At 76.2% G+C, this 25,016-nt stretch carries 2 protein-coding genes (1 of these 2 running past the window's edge); both read right to left on the bottom strand.

Annotated features, from left to right (window positions below; translation table 11 throughout):
• On the bottom strand, window positions 1-654 hold the full coding sequence (locus tag NX794_RS00730) for a type VII secretion system-associated protein (RefSeq protein WP_258775976.1): 654 nt from the start codon (window positions 652-654) through the stop codon (window positions 1-3).
• Window positions 651-25,016 carry the 3' portion of a lonely Cys domain-containing protein gene (locus NX794_RS00735; RefSeq protein WP_428985824.1) on the bottom strand. The gene runs 3,792 nt beyond the window's last position, so 24,366 of the gene's 28,158 nt are visible here — the last part of the coding sequence; the start codon falls outside the window, past its right edge — the gene reads right to left on this strand; it ends in the stop codon at window positions 651-653. The genes NX794_RS00730 and NX794_RS00735 overlap by 4 nt, the downstream gene beginning before the upstream one ends.

A 25,016-nucleotide genomic window follows, 5' to 3' on the forward strand; every position in this document is an offset into this window, starting at 1 on the left:
TCACGCCTCGCCGGGCGGACGTCCACCGGTCACGTCCCGGCCGGCAGCGGTTTCCGCGCCGGCGGAGGCCGCCTCCGCCAGCGTCTGCGCGAGACCGTCCGTGGTCAGCACCATGGCGACCGGCGCCGAGCTGTTGAGCGACAGGCTGTGGCCCGGTGGGATCCGGGCCAGCAGCTCCACGAGCGGCAGCCGCTCGAACCCGAACTGCCCGGCGCTCTGCAGATAGCGGGGGGAGGTGTACACCGGGACCACCGCCGTGCCGTCCGGCGCCGACGCGCTCACCGGCTCGCCGTCCGCCGTGACCAGTACCGCGACCTCGGCCCCGGCCAACGCGTCGGTGATGCCGTCGGCCGGACCGTATCCGGTGGCGGCGAGCTGGACCGCCCGGTCCACCTCGTCGGCGGGCTCGGGCCACCCCATCGCCTCGGGCGACGGCCGGTACGCCTCGTTGTCCTCCCACGCGACGATCTCGCCCTCGGAGTCGGAGCGCCACTGGCCGACCACGGCCCAGTCCGGCGGCGTCCCCTCCCCCTGCCAGGCGGGATCGGTCAGATAGAGCCAGTGGTCGGGCGCCAGCCTGGCGGCCTGGACGAACTCCGCCGGGGGCGGGGGGTCCAGTGGGGAGGAGGTGGCCTTGACGCCGGAGTCACTCATCGTGTCCTCGCTTGCTGGGAGTACGTGGTCGGTGGGGCCGGGACCGAGCGCGGCGCGTCCCGCGGCGAGGCGGGGTGGACCGGGCGCGCCTGCTGCCAGGGGTCGGGGCCGGGGACGTTCCCGTCCGCCGTGGCCCACAGGGTGAGCACCGCCTCGCCGGAGTCGTCCGTACCGGAGACGTCCACCGGGAAGCCGGTCCACCACACGCCGCGGCCCAGCCGCTGGGCGACCCGGGCGGCGAGTCCCCCGGCGTCGGCCGCCGGGCCCGGGAAGGCCAGGACGACGGACGTGGAGAGCTGAAGGCGCGTCAGCACCGGGTCGGCGGCCAGGAGTTCCGTGAACTCGGCCAGGCTCACCTCGTACGACTCCCCCTCCCACGCCACCTCCAGCAGGTCCGGGTCGTCCTCGTCGGGGGTGACCCGCACCAGGAAGGGGACGGGCTCGGCCTGCCCGCCGCCGGTCCCGGCCCACGGCGCGTCCGTCAGCCCGGAGGGGGTGCGGAACCGGGTCAGGTGGACGTCCGGCGACGGGGTGTCGGTGTAGTCGCGCCCGGCTCCGTCGGCCGTCCCCCGCGTCACGGCCGTCATGGTGTTGCGGTACGCGCCCGCCTCCACCAGCCGGTACGCCGCCGCCACGTCGGGGTCGGACGCGTCCCGGCCCACCGCGAAGGCACGGGTGAGGACGTCCAGCGCCTCGTCGAGCCGCTCGTCGCCCAGGTCCGAGTCCGGCGGCAGGTGGAGCAGCCGTTCGATGAACGCGTCCGTGTCCGTGCCGGGTTCCGACAGCGTCTCCTCCGCCTTGACGCGTGCCCAGAACATCCGGGACATCTCCGCCTCGCCGACCTCGTCGGTGCCGACGCGCAGGACGGCGGCGGCCTCGTCCTCGACACCGCCCGCGCGCAGCCACTCGACGGCGAGCCGCACGGCGGGCAGTTCCACGACGTCCTGGAGCCGGCTGTCGGGATCCTGGGCCCACTGCCGCCCGGCGGCGGCCAGCACCCGCCGGGCGGCCTCCTGGTCCACCCCGGCGGCGGCCTCCGGGTGCGCCGCGACCACCCGCCGGAGCAGGTCGAGGGTGAACGGGCCGGCCGCGTCGAAGTCGGGGTCGCCGCGCCACATGTGGTCCAGCGCCGCCGCGCCGCGCAGCAGTTCGGCGTAGCCGGGCGCGTCGTCGACGTACGGCCCGAAGGTCGCCCGCAGCGCCCGCACCAGGCGCAGCGTCCCGGTGCGCATCTCCTCGGACACCTCCCCGTCACCGGGGCTCAGTCCGGCGACCTCCGCCAGCACGTCCAGCTCGGCGTCGTCGGGTTCGGGCCGGGCCAGGTCCCAGGCCCGGTGGCGTCCCTGGGCGTCGGCGAACAGCGTCCGGTGGTACCGCCCCTTGGCGTCGCGGGTGCCCTGCGAGCTGTGGGCCAGACGCACCCAGCGGCGCGTGGAGTTGGCCACGTGCTGCGCCATGGAGACCGTGCGCAGCGGATCGGGGACGAACGGCCCGGGGTACGCGTCGGAGGCGGTGCTCGGCACGGGTACGGCGCTGTCCGCGGGCGCGCCGCTCCAGCAGACGACCAGGTCGACCCAGTGGTCCTTCGGCAGGGTCGTCAGGCTCTTGCGGCGGCGCAGCCAGGGGCCCGCCTCGCGCTCGTCGATCCTGCGGGTGCCGCCGCCCCGCAGGGCCAGGATCAGGCGGCCGGGGGAACCGTGCAGGTCCAGTCGGTAGGCCTGGTCCTCCGGTCCCGGGCGCGGCAGCTCGTACTCCTGGGAGACCTGGTCGGTGGCGGGGTAGTCGTGCACGAACGTCGCCATCCGGTCCAGGTGGCGGTCGTGGTCCTCGAAGTCCCGCGCGAACTCGGCGGGATGGTGCGAGGCGCGGCCGATCTGACGGCCGGTCCGGGCGCTGACGATGGGCCGGCTCACCACGTCGCGGTGCCAGTCCGGCAGGTCGTCGTCCGGGTCGGGGGCCAGTCCGGGTTCGCTCGCGATCCAGTCCCCCAGCGGGTGCCGCCGGCCCTGGCCGCGGCCGACGTTGATCGTGCTCGCCGTGCCGGAGACGGCGTCGACCGTGATGTCGCCGCTGCGCGCCCACACCGTACGGCCGGTGCGGTCGGCGAGCTTGCGGGGCAGGTCCAGGTAGCCGTCGCCGGCGAACGGCACGGCCAGCACGATGGGGGTGCCGGGGGGCAGCGCCTCCCGGGCCACGTCGGCCGCGACCAGCTCCACGAACTCGTCGATGTCCAGCTCGCGCGTGGTCTCGTCCGGCAGCAGCGCCTCCACCCGGTCGGGCCCGCCCTCGGCGGCCACCACGTACGGGGTGACGCCGTGCGCCCAGGGGACGGGGGCGGTGGGGGTCAGCATGCTGCTCGGGGGTTTCGGCAGCAGGTGGCTCCGGGTGGTGTCGAGTTCGACGACGTCGTCCTCGGTCCAGTTCAGGCCCGCCGCCCGGTGGCCGCCCACGGTGAAGTGGTGCTTCCGCTCCGGTGCGATGACGCCCAGTTCGGACAGGTGGAACGCGGCCAGCGCGGCCACCGTGGTCGCCCGGCCGGCCGCCGTCGCCCTGCCCACCAGCGCGAACAGCTCCTGCCGGGTCTCCTGCTCGACGGTGTCGCCGGCGTCCAGGTGCAGGATGCGGCGGGCGAGGGCGTCCGCGTCGAACGGGCCGTTCCGCAGAGCGCGGTCGCGCCGGCGCAGGGTGTCCAGCTTCTGGACCGCCTGGGCGTCCGCCTTCTGGGAGAGGCCGATCGTCGCCTGGCGGCCCAGCTCGGCCCGGGTGACGTGCTGCAACCCGCCGGAGGCCACCCAGTCGGCCGGCACCCGGGTCATGGCCCGCGCCGCGATCGAGTAGTCCTTCGCGGTCAGCCGCGGGGCGTCGGCCGGCAGGTCCCGCTGGAGTTTCTCCAGCTCCCTCGTCAGCAGGCGGGTGAAGCGGGCCCGCGTGGTGGTCGCGCGCCGCATCGCGAGCCCGCTCGAAGGGCCCGCGCCGGGGCGGGCGTCGGCGCCGTAGCCGGTGACCTCGACGCGCGGCAGCGCGGCGCCCGCCCGCCAGTTGCGCAGTCCGGTGGCCGCCGCCTGGGCGGCGAGCCGCTCGATGGTCCGCTCGCCCTGCGCGGACGGGCTCGTCTCGTCCCGTCCGTACGCCACCAGGGTCCGGGCCGGCAGCGGTGCCAGCGGCCGGACGGCCACGGGTGTGGCGGGCACCGGGAGGGAGGTCGGCTCGACGCCCTCCATGGGATCGCCGACGGAGGACCGCGCCCCGCTCGCTCCGCGGCTCGGCGCGGGTGCGGCGTCGGCGGGGTCGGTCGCCCCCGGTGCGGTGACCGCCGTCTCGGTCTCGGCGGTGTCCGGGCCGGGCGCGGTGCCGGTCTCGGGGCCTGCGGAGTTGGCCGCCGTCGGGGCCGGGGCGTGTCCCGGGTCGGGCGTGGTGCCGACGGGGTCGCCGTCGGAGGGCTCGGCCCGGTTCCAGGAGGCGGCGGTGAGGGGCCGGCCGTCCGGTCCGGGCAGCACCGCGACGGTGTACGTCCCGGTCGCCGGATCGTGGTGGAGGGTGGTGGGGGCACCGGTGCTCCACCAGTTGCGGGCCGAGTTGCGGGCGCCCTCGCCCGGGACGCTCCCCCGTACCGGGTGTCCGCCTGCGGGGCCGCCTTGCGAGAGCACCGCGACGACCTCGGCGTAGCCGTCCTCGGCGAGGAGATCCGGGTCCCGGAAGACCAGTTCGCCGAACTCCTGGGGCGGCACCGGGCCCGGCATGCGCAGCCCGTCGGCGTTCCCGTCGAGGACGTACACGAAGGGCGTGGGGCGGTGCGGATCGGCTGCCCACGGGGCGGGTTCGGTGCCGACGGGCACCAGCGAGCCGTCAGGGGTCCGGCCGAGCAGGGTGATCACCGCCGGGTCGAAGGTGCCCTCCGGGCGGTTCACGCCGTCCAGGGCGCGGCCCCAGGCATCCTCGTCGTCGTCCGTCAGCAGCCGCTCGGAGTCCAGCGCGCCCTGCCACTCCAGGTGGAAGGCGGTCAGCTCGTGGACTTGCCAGAGGTCGCGGCCGGCCGCCGCCGCCTGGCGTGCCACCAGGACCGCTTCGTCGTACCGCGTCGCGTCCGGGGCCGGCAGGTGCAGCACCACGGAGGCGAACACGCCCCGGTCCGCCTGGCCGGTGAAGGCGGCGACCCGGTACGACGCCCACAGCAGCCGGGACAGCTCGGCCTCCCCGACCGGCTCGGCGGCGTCCAGGCCCAGGACCTCGCGGGCGAGGCTCGCGCGCTGCGGCGCGGCGGCGAGGCCGTCCAGCAGGCGCACCAGGTGCGGCAGGCCGATCCAGTCGGTCAGCGGGCCGCGGTGGCCCGCTGCCCAGCGCTGGGCCGCCTCGGTCAGCAGCCGGCGGTGGGCGTCCGGTGGGAACGACGGGACCGGTCCCGACAGGGCCGCGCCGGAGCGGTGGACCATGATCTGCTCGTAGAGGTCCATGGTGAAGCGGCGCGCGCCGTCCCGGTTGAGGCGCGGGTCGGCCTGGTGCATGAGGTCGAGCGCGCCCATGCCGCGCAGCAGCTCCGGGTACTGCGGGGTGTCGTCGACGGCGGGGCCGAAGATCCGGCGCAGCGCCCGCACCAGCCGCAGGGTCCGCTCCGCCGTCTCCGGCGGGACGGGTCCCGGCCCGTGGTGCAGTCCGGCGTCGCGGGCCCGCTGGTCGAGGGCGTCCCCGGCGGGCTCCGGCCGGAACATCACCCAGTCGTGGGCGCGGCCCCGCGCGTCGGTCTGGAGGTTGACGGGCCCCTCGCCGGAGCCGGTGGGGCGGTGCTCGACGGCGTTCATCAGGACGGACGCGAAGACCGTGCGGCCCGTCTCGTTGGCGGTGTGCTGGGCGACCGCGACGGACGCGAGCGGGTCCGGCACGTGCGGGAGGGGGCCGTCGATGTGGCGGCCGTGCATCTCGCCGATGCCGTGGGGCGTGGCCGCGTAGCAGATGAGCAGGACCACGGGGTGTTCGGGGGCCAGCGAGGCCAGGCTGCGGCGGCGGGCGAGGGTGCGCGCGAACCGGGGCCCGTCGTCCCTGCGCTCGCCCTGCGGGGTGTGCCACATCACGGTGCCCGGCAGGCCGTGGTTGCTGGCGAAGTACGGCTGCGGCAGGCTGAGTTGGACCCAGGGCACCGCGTTGGACGCGGGGCGCCCGAAGCCGTAGCCGTTGCGCTGGTAGGCGTAGGCCGTGACCGCTCCCAGCCGGCTGTAGGCCAGGGTCCGGGACCAGTTCCCGTCGGACGAGTCCGCGGGGTCCATGGAGAGGTAACCGGTCGAGCGGGGTCCGCCGTGGCCGATGGACACGGCGCTGACCTGGTCGTCCGCCGGGTCGGCCGGGGGCGCGGCCGGTGCGGCGGGCGGGCTGAGGAGCCACTGGGCCCGGGGAGCCCGGCGCACCTCGTCCAGCAGGAGCAGCATCGAGGCGCCGGGGGTGTTCGGGAGCTGCCCGATCCCGGCCCGCCCCGCGGTCGCCCACACCTCCCGGCCGGTCCGGTCGGCGATCGAGCGCGCCAGGTCCAGGCCGCCGCCGGCGTTCCGTTCGACATGCAGCAGCACCGTCGCGTCGGCCGGGCGCGCGGCCAACTCCCCGTCCAGGGCGACCAGTTCGCGGAGCACCTCGGGCCGTACGGAGCGCGAGAAGCCGCCGAGTCCGCGCACCACGACGGCGTCGGCGTCCGCGGTGAGCAGCAGGGTGTAGGGGGCGGGGCGGCCGGGGGCGGGGCGCCACGGCGCGTCCTCCGGGCCGCTGTGCCCGGTGGTGCCGTCGGGTGAGCGCGAGACCCGGCCGGTGCGGTGCGGGTCGAAGTCGCCGGGCAGCGGCCGGCCGAGCCAGTTCCAGCCGTGGGCGCGGCCCTGGGCGTCGGTGAGCCGGAAGTCGGGGTGGAAGGCGCCGCGCCGGACCAGGTGGTGGGCGGAGAGCGCGTCCAGGCTGCCGGCCGTCGCGGTGCCCGGGTCGGTGACCAGCCGGAGCAGCGCGCCGCGGGCCGCCGCGTTCAGCGGGACGGCTGGATCGCTCAGCAGGACGCGGCGTGCCACCGCGTCCAGGTCGAGGAAGCCGCCGCGCAGTTCCGGGTCGGCGCCGCGCAGCCGGTCCAGCCGCTCCAGGCCCTCGGCGGCCCGTTCCCGGTCGAGGCCGTCCAGGAAGCCGAGACCGTCCAGGGCGTCAAGGATCGCCTCGCGGTGCTGTTCGGCCTCCTCGTCGGTGACGGGCCGGGCGAGCGGGGCGGTGGCCGGGGCGGGACCCGGCGCTCCCGGGTGGTTGGGGAGGTGCGGGGCCGGGTGGTTGGGCCGGCTGGCGGCCGGACGGGTGTGGATGGGGCGGTGCGGGAGCGCCCGGTGGGTGCCCGGGTCGTCGCGCCGGCCGTCGGTCGCCGGGGCGGACGACGGGGCCGGCTCGGCGAGGAGGGCCTGGGCGTGCTCGTCGGGGAAGCGGCCGTCCCGGGCGACGTGGTCGCGCAGTTCCTGCTCGGTGAGCGGATAGACGTTCCAGTACCGGCCCCAGTTGTCCTGGTAGTCCAGCGACCGGTCGTGGCCGGGCATGTCGTCCAGCGCGAGCTGGGCGCCGCGCATCACCTCGTGGAACGAGTGGTGGCCGGCCGACAGGGAGATGGCGATCATCCCGGCCCGGATCAGGCCGAGGTCGAGGTCGATCCCCCACTGGTCCCGCATCCGGGCGGCGTGCAGCAGGAAGCGGTACGTCGATCCCGCGGTGCCGGTCGCGACGAGGCCGCCGGTGTCCTCCGACAGCCCCTGGATCCCGGAGTTCATGGCGAGGTCGTACACCGAGGAGGCCGGCATCCAGGCCAGCCGTCCGTCGACGACCCCGAGCCCGCGTTCCGCCCGGCTCAGCGGCGGACGGACGTCGTCCGGGTCGGTCTGGACCAGCTGTGGCCGCGTGGCCTCCGCCAGGGCGGCCTCCTTCTCCTCGCGGGATATGCTGTCGTCCTGCTGGATCTCCTGGAGCCGGCGCTCCAGCGCCGCCCGGCCCTCCGCCGTGCGGCGGCTGGGGCGCTCGGCGGCGATGACCGGGTGCTGTTCCTCGGCGCCGCCGAGCATCTCGGGCACCAGGTCGCTGGAGATCCCCTGGAACAGGAAGGTCACCAGTTCCCGCAGGTTGCCGCTGCGCAGCACCTGCTGGAGGGCCGGCCTTTCCAGGCCCACGGAGCCGGCCAGACTCGGGTTCTCGCTGCCGAACGCGCTCAGGGCGTTCGGGTACTGGAGCCGTGCCCGTTCCCACGCGGCGCGCGCCATCTTCCGGAACTCCCGGGTGACCGCCGCGTTCTCGGCGAGGTGGTCGGCCAGCCGTCGGTCGAAGGCGGCGGACTCCTCGGCGTAGCGGATCCGCGCCCGCACCCACGCGGGCACGGGGGCGGAGCGGTCCGGGCTGGGGTCCGCGGTGCGGCGCGGCCCGCGGGACCCGGCACGGCTGCCGGAGCCGGCCGGTCCGGTGCTGTCGGAGCGGCGCCCGCCGGCCGGGGAGGAGTCGGCGGAGGTGGGCCGGAGCGGCGCCGGGGCCTCGGGCCGGGGCGGCTGCCCGGTGGTGTCGGGGGCCGGCGGCGCGGCGGGGGTGTGGCGCCGGTCGTCGATGCCGACCGTCACCGTCCGTCCCTGGTCCGGGTCGGTGGCGCGGCGCACCCGCTTCGCGTCCAGGGCCACCGGGAAGTCGGAGAGGGTGACGTGCGGCCCGGGGAGGGCCGACTGGAACTCCTTCAGCAGCCGGTCCAGGCGGGTGCCGAGCGCGTCCCGGACGGCCTCGGCCCGCTTCCGGCCGCTGGCCTGCGAGCGGTTGCCGTGGCCGGTGACGGTGATCTTCGGCAGCGGCAGCCCGTTGGCCCGGTTCCACAGACCGGCGCGCGCCAGCGCGTGGGCCAGCGCGTCCAGGGTCGCGTCCGCGTCGGAGGAGGGGGTGTGCTGCTCCTGCCCGAAGGCGATCGTCCGCTGGTGCCAGAGCGGCGCGTGGCCGTGCAGGGCCACGGTCGTGAGCGGGTTGGCGACGGCGGGCGCGTGCTCCGACAGCAGGGCCGCGTTGACCGCGTGCGCGGATTCCCCGGGGCGCCTGCTGTAGGCCCGGAAGAACCACAGGTCCTTGTCGTCCGGCACGGGTGCGGCGGACCGGATCGCGTCCCGGGCGCGGGCGCGGGCCACGTCCAGGTCCCGCTGCGCCAGCGGGTGTTCGGGGCGGTCCTCCGGGAAGTACCAGAGGACCTGCTCCGCTTCGTGCACCTCGGCGAGCGCCCGCGCGACACGGGCGATGCCCCGCTGCCGGTCCTGGTCACCGGCACCGAGTGCCGTGCCGAGGCGCCGCTCGGCGTCGTCCGCCAGCCGCCGCAGCTCGTCCGCGTCGTAGCGCTCCAGGTTGTCGTCGACAATGTCGTCGAGCTGGTCCGCCGGGATCTCGGTACGGGAGTGGGTCTCGTTCTCCAGGGTGATCTGGTGGGTGCCGTCCTCGCTGGCCAGCACCACCTGGGCGAAGTGGTAGGGGGCGTGCGGGCCGACCGGGTCGCCGGGCCTGGCGTGGTTGTGCGTGAACAGCTGGGCGCCGCTGTCGTTCGTGGTGCTGACCGACTGGATCAGATAGCCCTCGCCGACCTGCGCCCAGGCGAACTCGTTGACGCCGGCGCGCGCCGCGGCGGCGGTCAGCGGACCGCGCCGTGTGTTGTCCGGGACCTGGCTCAGGGCCCGGCCGTACTCCTCGCCGGGCGTCGGCGCGCCCAGCACGCCGCCGGTGAAACGCTGGTCCGAGCCGGCCTGGCGGGCCGCCCAGCCGGGGGTGACGTCGGTGGTGGGACGGGTGCCGTCGGCGACCTCCGTCAGTGCCTGGGCCAGGTGGTGGGTGCCGGTGACCTCGCGGCCGTGCAGTGCGTTGACGGGGGCCGTGGCCACGGAGCCGCCCGGGCCGCGGAAGGCGATGTGGGTGAGCGGCGCGGCCCCGGTGCCGGCGACCATCCGGGCGAAGTCGCGGGTGAAGGCGTGCTCGGAGGAGCCGGAGGGGGTCAGGAACCGCGGCTCCACCCGGTACAGCGGCTCACCGGTCGAGCCGTCCTCCTTGGTCAGCAGCACGCTCACCGAGGGATCGGCGACGAGTTCCACTCCGGCTCCGGCGGCGGTCAGCAGCGCCGAGGAGCGCTCGATGGCGGCCCGGGTGGCGTACACCTGCCTGCCGCGGCCGGTGGTGTCGGTACCGGCCGAGAGCAGCGCGAGCGTCCGGTCCGCGGAGATGTGCAGCGGCGGCCGGTCGGCGGTGCGGACCTCGCCCTCGGCCTGGCGGGGCAGGACGAGAGCCGGCGCGTCGGGACCGGCCGCGGCCGGGACGTCACCGACCGTCCGGGGTCCCACCTCGGTGAACAGCACCCCGGTGCCGGTCTCGTCGACGACCCGGTAGTCCCGGGTGATCAGCGGCCGGGGGCGCAGGGCGTCGATCCGGCGCTCCTTCTCGGCCTCCTCGACCATCCGGTCGAACTCGGCGTCACCGTCGCTGCCGGAATCGCTGTCACTGCTGCTGTCGCTGCTGACGTCGCGGGCGCCGGTCAGGCCGCCCTCCCGTGGCGGCGGAGGCGTGGTCCAGGCGGCACCGGGGTCGTCGGCGGGCTGGTGCAGCACCAGGTGGCGGGCCCCGGTGCGGGGGTGCGTGGCGATCTCGACCGGGCCCTGCGGGTACCAGACGGGCCGGGCCGTCGTACCGGCGACCAGGTCGGCGACCCGCGCGGCGTACGCGGCGGGGAGGACCAGGACGATGTCCGCGCCGCGCGGGCGCCGGGAGTCGTAGGAGATGATCCGGGCCATCTCGACGGCGTCGCGCACCACGAAGGCGCGCCAGGGTGTGACGATCCGGAGGCCGCCGCCCTCGGCCTCCTCCGCCACGAACAGGTACGGGTTGCGCCAGGGCGCGGGCTGCCGGGTGACCCGGCCGGAGCGCTCGGTGAGGATGGCGTCCAGGTCCGGCACCGGCTCGTCGGTGTCGGTGAAGTCACGGCCGGCCGCGCTCCCGTCCGGGGTGCGCAGCAGGGTGTCGTCGGCCAGGGCGTCCCGCCGGACCTCGATCTGCCGGTCGACGAAGTACACCGCGAGGTTCTCGGCGCTCGCGAGGTCGTCCGACGACGCCTCCAGCGCCAGCGAACCGAGATCCAGCACGTCCTGGGCGGTCACCGGTGCCCGGCGCGGCATGTGCAGGACCCGGCGGGTGAGTTCGGCCAGCCCCTCGCGCGAGGCGCGGCCGGCGGCCGTCTGCTGGACCAACCGGTACAGCGCCTGGGAGGTCTCCTGAAGCCGGGCGCGCGGGGCCCTGCTCCACTGCGGTCCGAAGACCGGGACCAGCCAGCCGGGAGACGCCCAGACCGGCGGCTCGGCCGTCTCCTCGCCCTCGGAATCCGAGTCCTCGGAATCCGGGTCCTCGGAATCCGTGTTCTCGGGGTCCGGGTCCGCGGAGTCCGGGTCCGCCCCGGAGGCGGCTTCCCCGGCGGACGGGGTCGTGCCCGGGGGCAGGGGCGGCGGCACCGAGCCGTCCGCTTCCGTCTGCGGGGAGCGGACGGGGAGCGACACCGGGTCGGCCCACACCCGTTCCCGGGTCTGTTCCGGCGCGTCCGACCACGCCTGCTCCCAGCTCGTCCCGTCCGCCGGGACGTGCACGGGGAGGTCGCCGGCGACCGCGGCCCACACCTGGAGGTGCCGGTCGCGCAGCCCGCTCTGCGCGAGACCGGCGGGCGCCTGCTCGCGGAACGGCCCGAGCAGGCTGCCGGGGGCGTGCAGCCGGGCCGGATTGTCCGCGCCACGGGTCTCGTCCCGCAGGAAGAGCTGGTGGGCCAGCTCGTGCGCGAACTCCACCGGGTCGGCGTCGGCCCACCAGGCGCGCTGGTTCATCGGCTGGTCCCGGCCGACGAGCTCGACGGTCAGGTGCGGGTCGGCGTCCGGTGCCACCAAAGTGACGGAGACGTGCACCCGGTCGCCGTTGGGGAGGCGGTGCCCGGGCCGGTTGTAGAACTCCTCGACGCCCTCGCGCACCCTTCGCAGCACGGCCTCGGGGTCGCCGTGCCCGTCCCCCGGGCGGAGCGCGAGCCGGACCTCCAGGTCGGTGACGGTCTCCCCGCCGAAGGCGATGCGGCGCACGTCGAAGGCGGAGCGCACCACGACGCGCGGCCGGTCGTCGAGACGGCGGCGCGGGGCGGGACCCTCACGCAGCGGGATGCGGAACGCGACGTCGCCCGCGCCGACCGGCACCAGATGGAGAGCCGAGGAGTCGACCGTGATCCGGTACGGCGCTGCGTCCGGGTCGAGGCCGGTGAGGACCGGGGCGAGGGTGTCGATGTTGGCGACCCGGCCGAGCCATCCGCTGTCGCCCCGCAGCAGGGCCCCGGTCTCGGGGTGCACGAAGTCGTCGCCGAACCGCGTCCAGCCGGTCGGCGGGATCACCTGTCCCCCGGGCAGGCGCAGGTGCCCGGTGTCGGCGACCTCGTAGTGGTACGGCTCCGAGCGGGACTTCGCGGACCGGATGTACGGGTACCACCGCCGCGGGTACGGCTCGGGGCCCTTGCCCTGTCCGGAGGTGGCGGTCCCGGCGGGCGCCTCGGCCGCGGGCAGCGCCCCGGGCGGCGCCTGCTCGCCGAAGCGGGGGCGCATGACGGTGACCGGGCGGCCGATCGGCCACTGCTCGGCCATCGGGTCGCGGCCGTCGTCGGGTGAACCGCCGCGGGGGCCGCGGAGGCTGATCTGCCGGGGGCCGCCGCGCCGGTCGTCGACGGTGATGTCCACGGTGTCGGCGCCTGACTGGCCGGCGGAGGCCTGGCGGTCGCGGACCGAGACCGGTTCGACGGTGATGCGGTCGGCCGTCAGACGGGGCCCCGGGGAGTCGGCCTGGAGGTCCGCGAGCGCCGTCGCCAGCTCCTGCCGGAACGTCTGGGCGACCGCTTGCGAACGGATCTTCCCGAGGTCCCGGCCCAGCCGGCCGCCGCGCCGGCCGGTCACCCGCACCTCCGGCAGCGGCAGCCCGTTGGCGGTGTTCCACATCGCGGTACGGGCCACCCCCTTGGCCAGGTGCCGGATGGCGGACGCCGAGCCGTCGGGCGTGTTCTCGGTGCCCGGCTCGAAGTGGACGGGCACCGGCACGAGCTGCTGTCCGCGCAGGACGACGGCGGTGAGCGGGTTGGCCTCCGCGGCCAGGTCGCCGTCCAGCAGGTCCGCGTTGACGTCGTGCGCGGACTCGCCCGGCCGCTGCGCGAACATCCGCATGTACCAGAGCCGCTTGCCCGGGACGACGGATTCCAGGCGCTCCAGGCGCTGCGCCAGGACCCGGGTGACGCCGTTCAGGGCGCGTTCCGCCTCCGTGCGTTCCGGAGAGCCGGCGGGGGCCGCCCGCAGCACTTCCTCGGTCTGCTTCACCCGGATGAACAGGATCGTCAGGTCGAGGTGGTCGCGTACCTCCTTGAGGTCCTCGTCGAGGCCGTTCTCCTCCTGCCGGGCGATCTCCCGGCGCAACCGGTCGGCCTGGTCCCGCAGTTCGGCCACGTCGTGGGCGTCGAGGTTGGCCTGGATCGTCCTGTGGTGCAGGGCGCCGCGCTGCGTCACCCGCGCGTGGTTCTCCAGGGAGACCTGGTGGGTGCCGTCCTCGCTCGCCAGGACCACGGTGATGAAGTGGTACCCGAAGTACGTCCCGTCGGGTTCGCCGCCGGGTATGGCGTAGTTCGTCCCCAGGCTCGGGCCGTGCGCACCGGGCGCCGCGACGGACTGCACGAGGTAGCCCTCGCCGACGTCGGCCCACGCGTGCTCGTTGAGGCCGATCCGGCGGGCCGCGTCCGAGAGCGCCTCGCGCCGGGGATCGTCGTCCTCGGCCAGGCTCAGCGCGCTGCCGTACGCCTCGGCGGGCAGCGGTCCGGTGCCGTCGCCGCCGCTGGGCCGGTCGTCCCGGCGTACCAGCGACGCCGCCCAGGCCGGGCCGGTGGCGTCGGTGGGCACCTCGCCGTCGGCGACCCGGCCGAGGGCCTCGGCCAGGTGGTGGGTGCCGGTGACCTCGGCGCCGTCGGAGGCGTTGACCGGCGCGGTGAGCGCCGGGCCGCCGTGCGGGGCCCGGAAGATCAGGTGCGAGGTGCGGCCGCCGTCCGCCAGCATGTCGGCGAAGTCCACGCACACCTCTTCCGTGGACTCCCCGGAGCGGTTCAGGAAGACCGGGGTGACCTGGAAGAGCCGCCTGCTGCCGCCGCCGGGGACGGGCAGGACGATGCTCAGCTCCTCGTCGGCCCGCAGCCGTACCGCCAGGCCCGCCCTCGCCAGCTTCGCCGTCGCGTCGGCGACGGCCCGGGCGGTGGCGTAGACCTGCTGTCCGCCCAGGGCGTCCTGGACGGCGAGTGTGCGGTCGGCCGAGATCCGGATGGGAGGCGGGCCGGTGGTCGGTGTCACGGTCCACTGCTGGGTGGCCAGGGAGAGCGTGGGCGCGTCCTCGGTATCCGCGAGGGCCCTCGGCGCCAGCCACTCGTTCACGGGGTCGCCCGGGACACGGAAGAGCACGCCGTCGCCGCGCTGGTCCACGATGCCGTAGTCCCGTGTCGTCAGCGGCCTGGCCCGGCGCGCCTCGATGCCTTCGGTGGCCTGGGGGTCCTCGGCTCGGCGGTCCTCGGTGTCCAGGTCCTGTGCCAGGGCGGGGGCCTGGCCCGGCCGCAGGGACGTCCATGCCCCGGCGCCGCCGTCGCGCGCCGAGCCCACGGTCAGATAGCCGGCGCCGGTGCGCCAGTCGGTGGCCGGGTGCGGGGCCAGTTCCGAGTACCAGACCCGGGAGCCGGTCAGGTCCGCCACGTGCCGGGCGACCGACGCGATGTCGTCGTGCGGGAACGCCAGCACCACGTCGGCGCCCTCGGGCCGGGCCGGGTCGCGCGCCAGCAGCCGGGCCAGCTCCGCGGGGTCCGCCACCCGCAGCGTCCCCTGCGGGAGGCGCAGGTCCACGGTCTCCCCGGCGGACTGGGCCAGGACGACGTACGCGTCCGGCCAGGGGGCGGGCCACACGACCTGCCGGCCGTCCTCGTCCTGCGCCACATAGGAGTCCACGGGCGGCGCCTCGCCCGTGCCCGTCCAGTTCCGTCCGGCGCCCCGCCCGGGCTCGAACGCGGTCTCGCGCGTCAGGGCGGCGTCCTGGCGGACGAGGCGGTCGGCGAGTGCGTCCTCGTCGGCCCGTTCCGCCGGCGAGGCGCTGAGCGCCAGGGATCCGAGGAGCAGCAGGTCCCGCCGGGTCACCGAGGAGTCGGGGCCGAGACCCAGCACCCGCCGGGCCAGGTCGTGCAGGCCCGCCAGGTCACTGGTCGCGACCGACGCCGTCGCCCCGTCCTGGCGAGCCAGGTCCGACAGCGACTCGGCGACCTCGCGCAGCGTCCCGGGCGCGTGGTCGTACCGGGCGGCGGGCCCGAACAGCAGGTCGGACCACGTCGGCGGCAGCGCGTCCGGGGTGCCGTCCGTACCGGTGTCGCTGTCGCTGTCCTCGGTGAACCGGAAGCGGGACAGCGCCTCCGCCTCGGGGTCGCCGGCGCGGAGCCGGTCGAGCATCTCGGTCAGCCCCGCCGGGGGTTCCGCCCAGCCACTGCGGCGGCCGGGCGGCGGAGGCAGCGCGGCCTGGCCCTCCTCGGCCGTCCCCGGCCGCGCACCGGGATCGTGCGGTACGGGGACCGTGGGCGCGGGCGGGTGCGGCTGGGCCAGGTGGACGCCCTCCGCCTGGTCCCACAGCGCGCGGAAGCCCTCGTACACCTCGTTCTCGGCGCGGGTGGCCTCCACCGGGTTGGCCGGGCCGAGGCCGTCCTGCCCCGGGCTGGTGCCGAACAGCCGCTCCAGGATGGGCAGCAGGTCGGGCTCATGGCGCCGCACCCAGTCCGCGCCGTTGTTGCGGGGCTGTCCGGTGTACGGGTCGTGGCCGGTGTTCGTGCCGAGGTAGGCGTTGACAGCCTGGGCGAAGTACTCGAACTCGTCGGTGGAGGCGTAGTTGTCGACCGGCCGTCCGTCGTCCACGCCCCGGCGCGGGCCGTCCGGCCACTCCACGTAGGCCGGGTCCTGCCCGGTGAGGGGATGGAGCTTGGTGCGGTACGCGGTCGCGACGGTCCGCCGCTCGGCGTCGCTGAGTCCGTAGAGGTGGATGGCGTGCGCGAACTCGTGGGTGGTGGTGGAGTATCCGTCCACGTAGCCCTGCGCGCCCGGCACGTCGGTGGTCTCGCCGAGCAGGTTCTCCTCGGTGATGCCCGTGTGGAGCTGGCCGAGTCCGCGCACCGTGTCCCAGGTGCGCCGGTCCGTCGGGGAGAGCCGGCGGCCCGCGAGGTCGCGGAACGGGCTGAGCGTGGTGAGCGCCTCGTTCTTCGGTACCACCAGCACCCGGGCGCCCCGCTCCAGCAGGCGCGTCGCCACGGAGGGGTCGTGCAGCATGGCGGCGATCCGCGCCCGGGCCTCTCGCCCGGCCGACACCGGCTGGTCCACGCCTGGGGCCACCTGCACGATCAACTGGGCCGCCGTGGCGGCGAACTCGCCGTCGCTCAAGGCCGCGCGCAGCGCCGCCCGCAGGGCGGGGTCGGCCGCCAGCCGTTCCCGGTCGGCGGCCGGCAGCAGGGCCAGCTCCGCCGCGCGCTCGGCCGGCGTCATCCCGGGCAGCAGCGCGGCCAGGTCGGCGAGCGCACCGGTCGGCGGGGGGACGGGTACGGCCGGGCCCGCCGGTGCCGGGGCCGTCGTACGGCCCTGTACCGGGAGGGCGGTGTCCTGGGCGGGCGGCGGGGGCAGCGGGGTTCCGTCGCCTGCCGGTGCCGGTGCCGGTGCGGGAGCCGGTGCCGGTGGGAGCAGCGGTACGAAGTCACCGCCCCGGCGGCGCAGCCGGAGGTGGGTGCCGCCGGCGCCGGACGGGCCGGGGTAGGTGTGGGCGGTGCCGTTCTCCTCGACGAGGGTGACGGTGGTGCCGGTCGCGGCGGCGGCCCATTCGGCCACCGCGCGGTCGGCCCCGGAGTTCCACGGGGCCTCGGCGAGGTGGCGGCGCATCTGGCTGTCGCGGGCGAACCGGCTCGGCTCGGGCTCCCCCGGGCGGACCCGCGGGGGCGGCGGCGAGAAGAGCGCCTCGTGCTGGGCCGGGTCGCCGGGCAGGCCGTTGAGGCGCATGAGCTGGGCGGGCGGCAGGCCGGCGCGGACGCCGAGCCGGGTCGCCTCCTGGCGGTCCACCCCGGGTTGCCGGGCCGCGTGGTGCAGGGCCGCGGAGAGGGCGCCGAAGAAGCCGTTGCCGCGCCCGGTGGGGGTGCCCTGGGTGTAGGTGGCGCCGTCGGGTGCGGTGAGGACGCCGTCCCGGGCGAGGCGGTAGCGCGGGCCGTCGGCCTCGGCGGGCGGCATCCAGGGCGGGATGGTGTGGCTGCGGTGCGCGGGCGGCCGCGCCGGGGTGGGCGTCGTGGTCGTACCGGAATCTTCCGGCTTGCCCGACGCCGGCAGCGCCGCGGTGACCGGGGCGGGGGTGCCCGGCGGGAGGGCAGCGTGGAAGAAGCCGTCGGCGGCGAAGAGGACCGGGTCGGTGGCGGGGTCGACGGCGGCCGGGTCGGCGCCGGGCGGCAGGAAGAGCTGCTCGCGGCCCTCGCCGGTCACCACGGTGAGCGGGGTGCCGAGGACGCGTGCGGCCAAGGCGGGCAGCAGGTCGGCGCCGCCGTGGTCGCCGGCCCGGCGCTCGGGCGGGGTCGTGTCGCCGTCCAGGTCCCGGGTGGTGCGCGGAGTGCCCGTGCCGTCCGTGGTGCCCGTGCCGTCCGTGGCGGCTTGCCGGGGCTCGCTCGCGAAGGGGCGGGACAGGGCCGCGACGGCCAGCTCCTCGCGTTCATCGGCGGTCGGCCAGTAGGTCGCCGGGAGGCGGCCGAAGGTGTCGAACTCGGCCTGCTGAGCGGGTGTCAGCACGATGCCCGCCCGGTCGAGTTCGTCCTGCGTGAAGGTGTCCTGGACGTCCAGGGCGAGGGCGTCGAGGAGGTCCTCGTTGCCGTCCTCGCCCAGCTCCCAGGCGAGAACGTTGCGGGCGGTGTCGATCGCCTCGGCGGTGACCGCCGGATCGCCGGGGGCGGCCGTGAACCGGGCGGCGAGGTCGGCGCCCAGCAGGTGCGGCAGCCGGCCGCGGTCCTGGGCGGCGGCGAGCAGCGCGTGGAAGAACGAGGCGCCGTCGTGCGGCACGTCGTGGATCTCGCGGACGGTCGCGCCGTCCGGGGAGGTGAGGGTGCGCGGGCCGGGACCGGTGCCGTCGGTGAGCGTGTACGGGGCGGGGGCCTCGGAGCGCCAGCCCGGCTCGGTGTACGGCAGCGGCCGGTCCGGCACCGGGACGGCGGCCGATCCCTGGTGGTGGGCGGTGAGGCGGGAGGCGGCGAGGTGCAGCCGCTGGTGCTCGGCGGCGGCGGTGTCGGTGCGCCCCTGCCAGAGCCGGACCTCGTCGCGGGCGGCCTGCCAGGCGCGGACGGCCGGGGACTCGGCCAGGGCCCTCGGCAGGACCGTCGGCAGGTCGGGCCGGCCGTCGCCGAGGGCGGTCCGCTCGTCGTCGCTCAGCGCGAGCCAGGTCTCGCGGGCCCGGGCCCGGGCGTCGTAGTAGGAGCTGTCGGCCTTGGCGAGGTCGCCCGCCGCCTTGGCGACGTCGTCCCAGGCGGTGCCGGCCTCCTCCGGGAAGGTGCTGTCGTCGAGCAGGCCGTAGTCACGGGCGATGTCCTCGCGCAGCCACACCAGCGCGGTGGTCTCGGCCTGCACGGCGCGCGGGCCGCGCCGGGCCTTGCCGAGCGCGCGCAGCGGCCGGCTGTCGGTGACCCGGTGGTCCACCTCGGCCACCGACAGCCAGCTCACCGGGACGGCGAAGAGCATGGTGCGGTCGGTGACGACCTTGATGTGGGTGCCGGAGGTGGTGTCGGCGGTGGCCTTGAGCGTGGTGCCGTCGTTGGAGCCGCCGATCGGGACCGTGGCGCCCGGATTGGTGACGCCCGCGTTGCTGTTGCCGGCCAGCGGCGAGGTGCCGATGGCGCCCTCGACGTTGTCGGTGATGCCGGTCTCCAGCGCGTCGGAGGTCTTCTGCCGCTGCATGGCCTCCATACGCGGCTTGTTCTCGACGGCGAGCAGACGGGCGCCGCCGCGGTGCATCTTCGCGTAGAGGCGGGAGTCGGCGGTGTGGAACTGGCCGAAGAGCCGGGCGGAGGCCTGGGTGGGCAGCGCGGAGCCGTGCGCGCCGAGCGCCTCGCGGAAGCCGGCGGTCAGGCCGACCTGGGTGGTGGCCTCCTGCTGGGCCTGGGCGGGGGCGGTGCCGAGGCCGGTGAGCGGGGTGAGGCGGGCCATGCGGACGCGTTCGGAGAGGGACGTGCCGGTGTGCCGCTTGCCGAGGTCGCTGTCGCCGAGGCCGTCGGCGCGGGCGGTGGCGAGGGTGAGGGCGTCCTGCACGTTGGCGGCGCCGCGGATGTCCACGGCGAGGATGCCGGAGCCGATCCGGTCGTCGAAGGGCAGCACGTCCGAATCGTCCGCGCCGGTGTCGGCGGAGCCGGAGGTGCGCCAGGCGGCGATGCCGTCGGGGCGGGCCTGAGCCGCCGTCAGCATCCGCACCGCGCGCTCCGGTTCCGGCACGTCCCGCTCGGTGAGCGCGCCGTCGGCGCCGTCGCCGTCCGGGGTGAGCAGGCCGGCCGGGACCATCTCGTGGAGGTCGCCGACCTGGGCGACGGCGCGCGGCGACAGCGCCTTCCCGGTCGCGTCCGTCATGGTGACGGTGAGGGTGTAGGTGGTGACGACCTCGACGTGCGCCTGGGTGGTGGCGACGTTCGGCATGGAGGTGGTGCCGGTGGTCTCGGTACGGCCGCTGGAGCGCTGCTTGGCCGCGGTGCCCTGGAGCGAGGGGTTGGCGATGAGGACGCCGCTCTCGGCAGCGCGCTGCCCGGCGCTGAGGGTGACGTCGGCGCCCCGGTCCTGGGAGGAGCCGTCGGCGTCGTCGCGGGCGGTGGTGCGGTAGTCCTCCAGCTCGTACCCGGTGCGCAGCCGCTCCACGGTGGTGGTGACCGGGGTCAGCTTGAAGCGCATCTGTCCGGGGCTGCCGCCGACGGGCAGGTGGGCGGGGCTGGTCCAGGTCCGGTAGCGGACCGGCAGGGTCATCCCGTCGGTGGTCAGCTCGTGCAGATGGGCGCGGAGGAAGTCCGGGGAGAGCCGCTGGAGGACCTGCTCGCGGTCGTGCGAGGGCACCCCGATCTTCTCCAGCCGTCCCATCAGCTGCCGCGCCGCGTGGCCGGCGTCGAGCTGGCCGCTGGGGTGGGTGGCGAAGCGGCGCCCGCGCAGGAAGGCGGGCACCCGGTAGCCGCGCCCGAGGTTGCGCGGGGTACCGGTGTCGAGGCCGTCGGGGGCGAGCCCGGCCTCGATGGCGTCCTGCATCGGCAGGTGGAACATCACCGCGTCGCGGAGCCGCTGGAGCGCGGCGGCGGCCCGGCGCGGGGCCAGACCGCGGCCGAGGCCCTGGGAGATCTTGCCTGCGGCGGAGCTGATACGGGCCCCGGTGCGGGTGCCGACGGTGCCCATGGCGGCCGTCCAGCGGTCGCGTACGGCGACGGTCTCGGCGGCGTCCGCGACGACCAGGTACATCCGCCCGGCGAAGGCGAGCGTGGTCTGGCGTCCCCGGGTGAGGGTCGCCGAGACGCTGCGGCCCTTGCCCCAGGCGTACTGGAGGGCCGTCGAGTAGGAGCCGACGACCGGCTGGTGGCCCGGGGCCTGCTGGAGCGGGCTGTCGGTGCCCTGGAGACCGAGGGTGGTACGGGCGCCGGTGCTCGCGCTGCCGGCGATCCGGTGTTCGTTGCCGAGGGTGGCTTCCAGGGTGGACGGCTTCGGGTCGCTGCGGACGCGCAGGCCGTGCAGTTCGCCGCGGACGGCGGCCTTCAGGTAGTGGGTGCGCAGCGGCCCGGCGCCGTTGAGCCCGGTGATGCGGGAGCCGAACGGGCCCAGGTACTGGCCGAGTTGGCCGGCCACACCGAGGTCGGCCATGGCCCGGCGCAGGGCCGTGCGGGCGGGGGCGCCGGGCGCGCTGACGTGCCAGGTGCCGCCCGAGGCGCGGTCGGCGGTGTCCTGCACGAGCTGCTGGCGCTGCCGGCCGCCCTCGGTGCTGAGGACCACGTGCGGGGCGCTGAGCAGCTTCCGGACGAGCTGCCGGTCGGCGTCGTCCGTCCTCGGCAAAGGCCGTGTGCCGTCGAGGAGTTGGTCCGCCTCGGTGGCGGATAGCCGGACCGGTGCGGGGGCCGGGGCGGGCGCCGGGCCGGTGGGCGCCGGGTCGGTGGGCGCGTACCGGTCGGAGCCGTGCGCCGCCGGTACGGCCAGCTCGACCCGGCCGACGGTCTCGGTACCCCGCGTGAACAGCGGGCGTTCGGCGACCTTGCTGACGAAGAGACCGGTGCCGAGCAGGCCGAACGTGGCGAGCCGGGCCCAGCCGCGCGGGCGGCGGTGCCCCTCGAAGGAGGCGCCCAGTTCCACCTGGTAGCTGTAGAGGTCGGCGCCGTTCTGGAAGGTGAGGTGGTCGTGGGCGACCGCGACCGTGGCGCGGGTGGCCTTCTGGTCGGTGACGGCGTACCGGGCGCCCAGGGAGACGTTGCCGGTCTGGGCCGGCAGGCCGGCGCCGGGCACCTTGTCGTGGTCGCGCGGGGAGATGCCGAGTTCGACGCCGGCGGACAGAGTGGTCGACGCCTGCTGCCCCTGCCCGGAGACCTCGGTGCCGATCACCGCGTTGCGCAGCGAGCGTTCGCTCAGGGTCGACTCGAAGCGCCGGTCGGTCAGCCGGGCCCGCAGGATGAGGGTGTGGTGGCCGCGGCGCACCTTGCCGTCCTCGGTGAGGGTGACGGGCACACCGGTGGTGGTCAGGTCGTCCAGACTCTGGGCCAGGGTCGGCCGGTTGAGCGCCTCGCGCACCTGCCGGTCGTTGTGCAGCGCGGTCCGCATCCGCCCGTCGCCGTACCAGAACTTGGCCAGCCGGGGGTGGCGCAGCATCAGCGGCGGGACGAACAGCGACGGGTAGGAGCGGTGCAGGGTGTCCAGGACGGTGTCGGCGAAGACCCGCATGGGGTCCTGGGGGGTGGCGGGGGCGGGGGCGGGCTGCCGGGTCTGCTGGTCCTGTTGATTCCGGTGGTCCTGCTGGTTCTGGTCGGCCGGCGGGTTCTGCTGGTCTTGGTCGGCCGGCGGGTTCGGCACGGTGTCGATCGGCGGGTTGGGTACCGCGTCGGTCGGCGGGTTCGGCACGGTGTCGGCCGGGTGGTCCGCGCGGAAGCCCTCGGCGCGGACCTGGCCGCCGAGGTGTACTGGGTCCTCGCGGGTGAGGTACCACGGGACCGGCGGCTCGGCGTCCGGGTTCGGTCCCGTCTGTCCGGGGGTGCGGCCGTCCCAGCCCGCGAGGCGGCGGGCGTCCTGGGTGGACATCCAGTCGAGGCTGACCACCCGTACCGGACGGGCCGCGGCGGACGGCTCGCCGGCCCTGCGGACCATCAGGGTGCGCTCCACCCGGTAGAGCGCGAGCGGCTGGTTGCGGATCCGGCCGGTGACCTTGCGGGCGGCGTCGGTGCCGAGGTAGTGCCCCCGGCCGACACCCAGGTCCGTGCGGAGCGCCGGGCCGCCCTGGAGGCGTACGTCGGTGTCCGGGCCGGTGAGCGTGTAGTTGGGCCCGGAGGTGACCTGCACGCCGAAGCGGGTCTCGCGGACGTGGGCGCGCTCGTTCTGGTACGTGGTCTGGGTCAGGTCGCGCAGCTCCGCCTTGACCGACTCGGTGACCAGGGTGGCGCGGTGCGGGACGGACCGCTCGACGACCAGGTGCCCCAGCGGGTGCCGCCCACTCCCCCGGGTCAGCTCGGGCCCGCTGACCGGCCCGGAGAACCGGCCGAACAGAGCGAGCAGCCGGCCCGGCCGCACGTACGACACGAGGGTGCGGTGGGCCGAACTGCCGGGCCGGGCACCGGAGACGGCGAGCGCCAGCTCCTCCGGCGGGTCCGTCAGGTGCAGGCCGGTGATGTCGGAGACCCGGGGCTCGACGCCGTCCGGGAAGGTGAGCGTCTGCGGCGCCCTGCGGGGGCCCGTGAAGGGCACGGTGAGGTTGTCGGGCAGCCGCCAGCTCAGCCCGTCGCGCATGGCGAAGCGCGCGCTGTGCACCTGGGTGCGCCGCCAACGGGGCGCCGTGGCCGCCGCGCCGGTACGGCCGTCCCGCCCGCCGGTGCCGGGTGCCTCGGTGACCCGCTCCACCCGGACCCGGTAGTGCACGTCGTCCAGGTGGAGGTGCGAGCCCTCCCAGCCGCGGTGCTCGGCCTGGTGGTACGCCTGGGTGCCCAGCGTGTAGTCGGTCCGGCGGGTCCAGCCGAGCGAAACGCCGATCTTCAGCAGCCAGTTGAGCGGTGGGCCCATGCTGAGCGCGGCGGCGACCCGGCGTCCGAAGCCGACGCTGCGCCCGCCGCCGGTGCCGGCCTGGCCGCGCCGCATGGTGTCCACGCGCACGGTGGCGCCGTTGACGTCGGAGAAGCGTTCCCAGCGGTGGTACGGGACGGCCTCGACCGTCATCTCCAGGCCGACGCCGGACTTCTCCCGGCCGACGACGCGGGCACCGCGCGGGGCGGTGAAGGCGCCGGGCTGATGAGTGAGCAGGCGCAGCAGCTCCGCCTCGTCGAAGCGGTCGCGCAGCTTCTTCGGCAGCTGGCCGAGGATCTCCCGCGCCACCTGCTCGGGCGAGCGCAGCGTGAGCACGCCGGGCCCGGTGAGCAGTCCACCGGTGGTCGCCGGGGTGCCGTCGGGGCGCGGGGCGTCCGGGTCGGACTCGGGGTTGATCAGGACGGCGGGCAGCAGGCTGCCGTCCTCGAAGGTGACGGTACGCGGTGCCCGACCCGGCGGCCGGGCGTCCGGCCCGGTCAGCAGACGGGCCGGGCGGTGCCGTTCGAGCTGGGTCTCCAGCTGCACCGGATCACCGCGGTCGGGGGTCTCGGCGTCGGGGTCGTACACGTGGTCGATCCCGCCCATGCCGCGCAGCCACTCGCCGAACGGGTCGGGCGCGGCGGACTCTTGGACGGCGGGATCGGGAGTGCTGGTCGCCGGCGCCGGCTCCGTGGTGCTGGTGGTGCCGACAGGGTCCGGTACGGCGGTGACCGGGGCCGTGGCCGGGACCAGGGCGTCGTAGTGGTCGACGCCGTTGTAGAAGAGGTGCAGGACGCCGCCGCGTCCGCCCGGGTGGAGGCGATTGACGAAGGTGGTTCCCGGTGTCCGCGGGTCCGGCTGGACGAGGCGCAGATCGAGGTCGAGGGTGTGCGCCGCCACCTGCGAGAGCAGGTCGGCGAAGGGCGAGGCCCACAGGTCGGGGTGCTCGGCCGCCGCGGCCAGGAGTCCCTCGGTGCCCAGGTCCCGCGCGGCGGCGGGGGTGGGCGCCACGGTGGCCAGATACGGGTAGCCGCTGTCCCGGAGGATGCGCCGCCAACGGCGCGGGTCGCCATCGGTGACGACCTCCTGCGCGATCCGGTTCCAGTGCCGGGTGACGGCCTGCTGCTGACGCGGGTCGCTCACTCCGGCGAGGGCGGTCATCCGCAGGTCGTCGACGACGGCGAACACCGGGTCCGGAGTCATCTGGGCCGCTCTCGCGCCCAGTTCGGACCCGGCGATCCGGTCGCGCAGCAGTGTGCGCAGCCCGGCGACGTTGCGCGCGGCCCACGCGGGCGGTACGGCCTGGCTGCGGGCGCTGTCGAGGAGGGCGCGGAAGAAGCAGTTGCCGCCGCCGGGGGTGTCGAGCCGGCGGAAGAGCGTACGGTCCACGCTCACGAGGTCCGACCGGCCGGGCGTCCCGGTGTCCTTGCTGAGCAGGGTCAGGTCCTCGGCGATGCTCTCCGGTCGGCTCGGCGCGGGCGCCAGGTCGGGCCTGCGGCGCGCGAGTTCGGCGGTGTCCTCGGGGCTCAGGGCCAGTTCGGACAGCGGCAGCGGGGTGTCGGAGAGCGACCAGGTGATCTGGGCGGCGGGTGCGTAGGCGAGTCCCCGCACGTCCTCGGGCGAGACGAGGGTGCCGGGCGGCAGCGCGGGCGGCGGCGGGGGCAGCAGGGTGTCGAGGGTGGTGTCGGGCCCGGCGGTGGTGCGGAGGTCGGCCGCGGCCCGCAGGAACGCGGTGTACTCCTCGGCGGTGGGCTCGGCGGTCGGCGTGGGGCCGGTGCCGGCGCGGCGCCGGTCGACCGTCATCCGGTGCAGCAGGTCCGGTGTCATACGGCCGTCGCCGTAGCGGGCGGCGGTGTCCGGGCTGAGCCAGCGCAGGCCGTCCGCGTAGGCGAGGCCGGCCAGCAGGTCGTGGTTCTCCGGCCGCTGTTCGGCGTCCGGGCCGAGGGCGTCGCGCAGGGTGCGGATCTGCTGGAGGGTGCGGGCCCGGGCGAAGGCGTCCGCGGGCTCCGGTCCCGAGTG

The organism is Streptomyces pyxinicus, from assembly GCF_024753135.1.
Classification (GTDB): Bacteria; Actinomycetota; Actinomycetes; order Streptomycetales; family Streptomycetaceae; genus Streptomyces; species Streptomyces pyxinicus.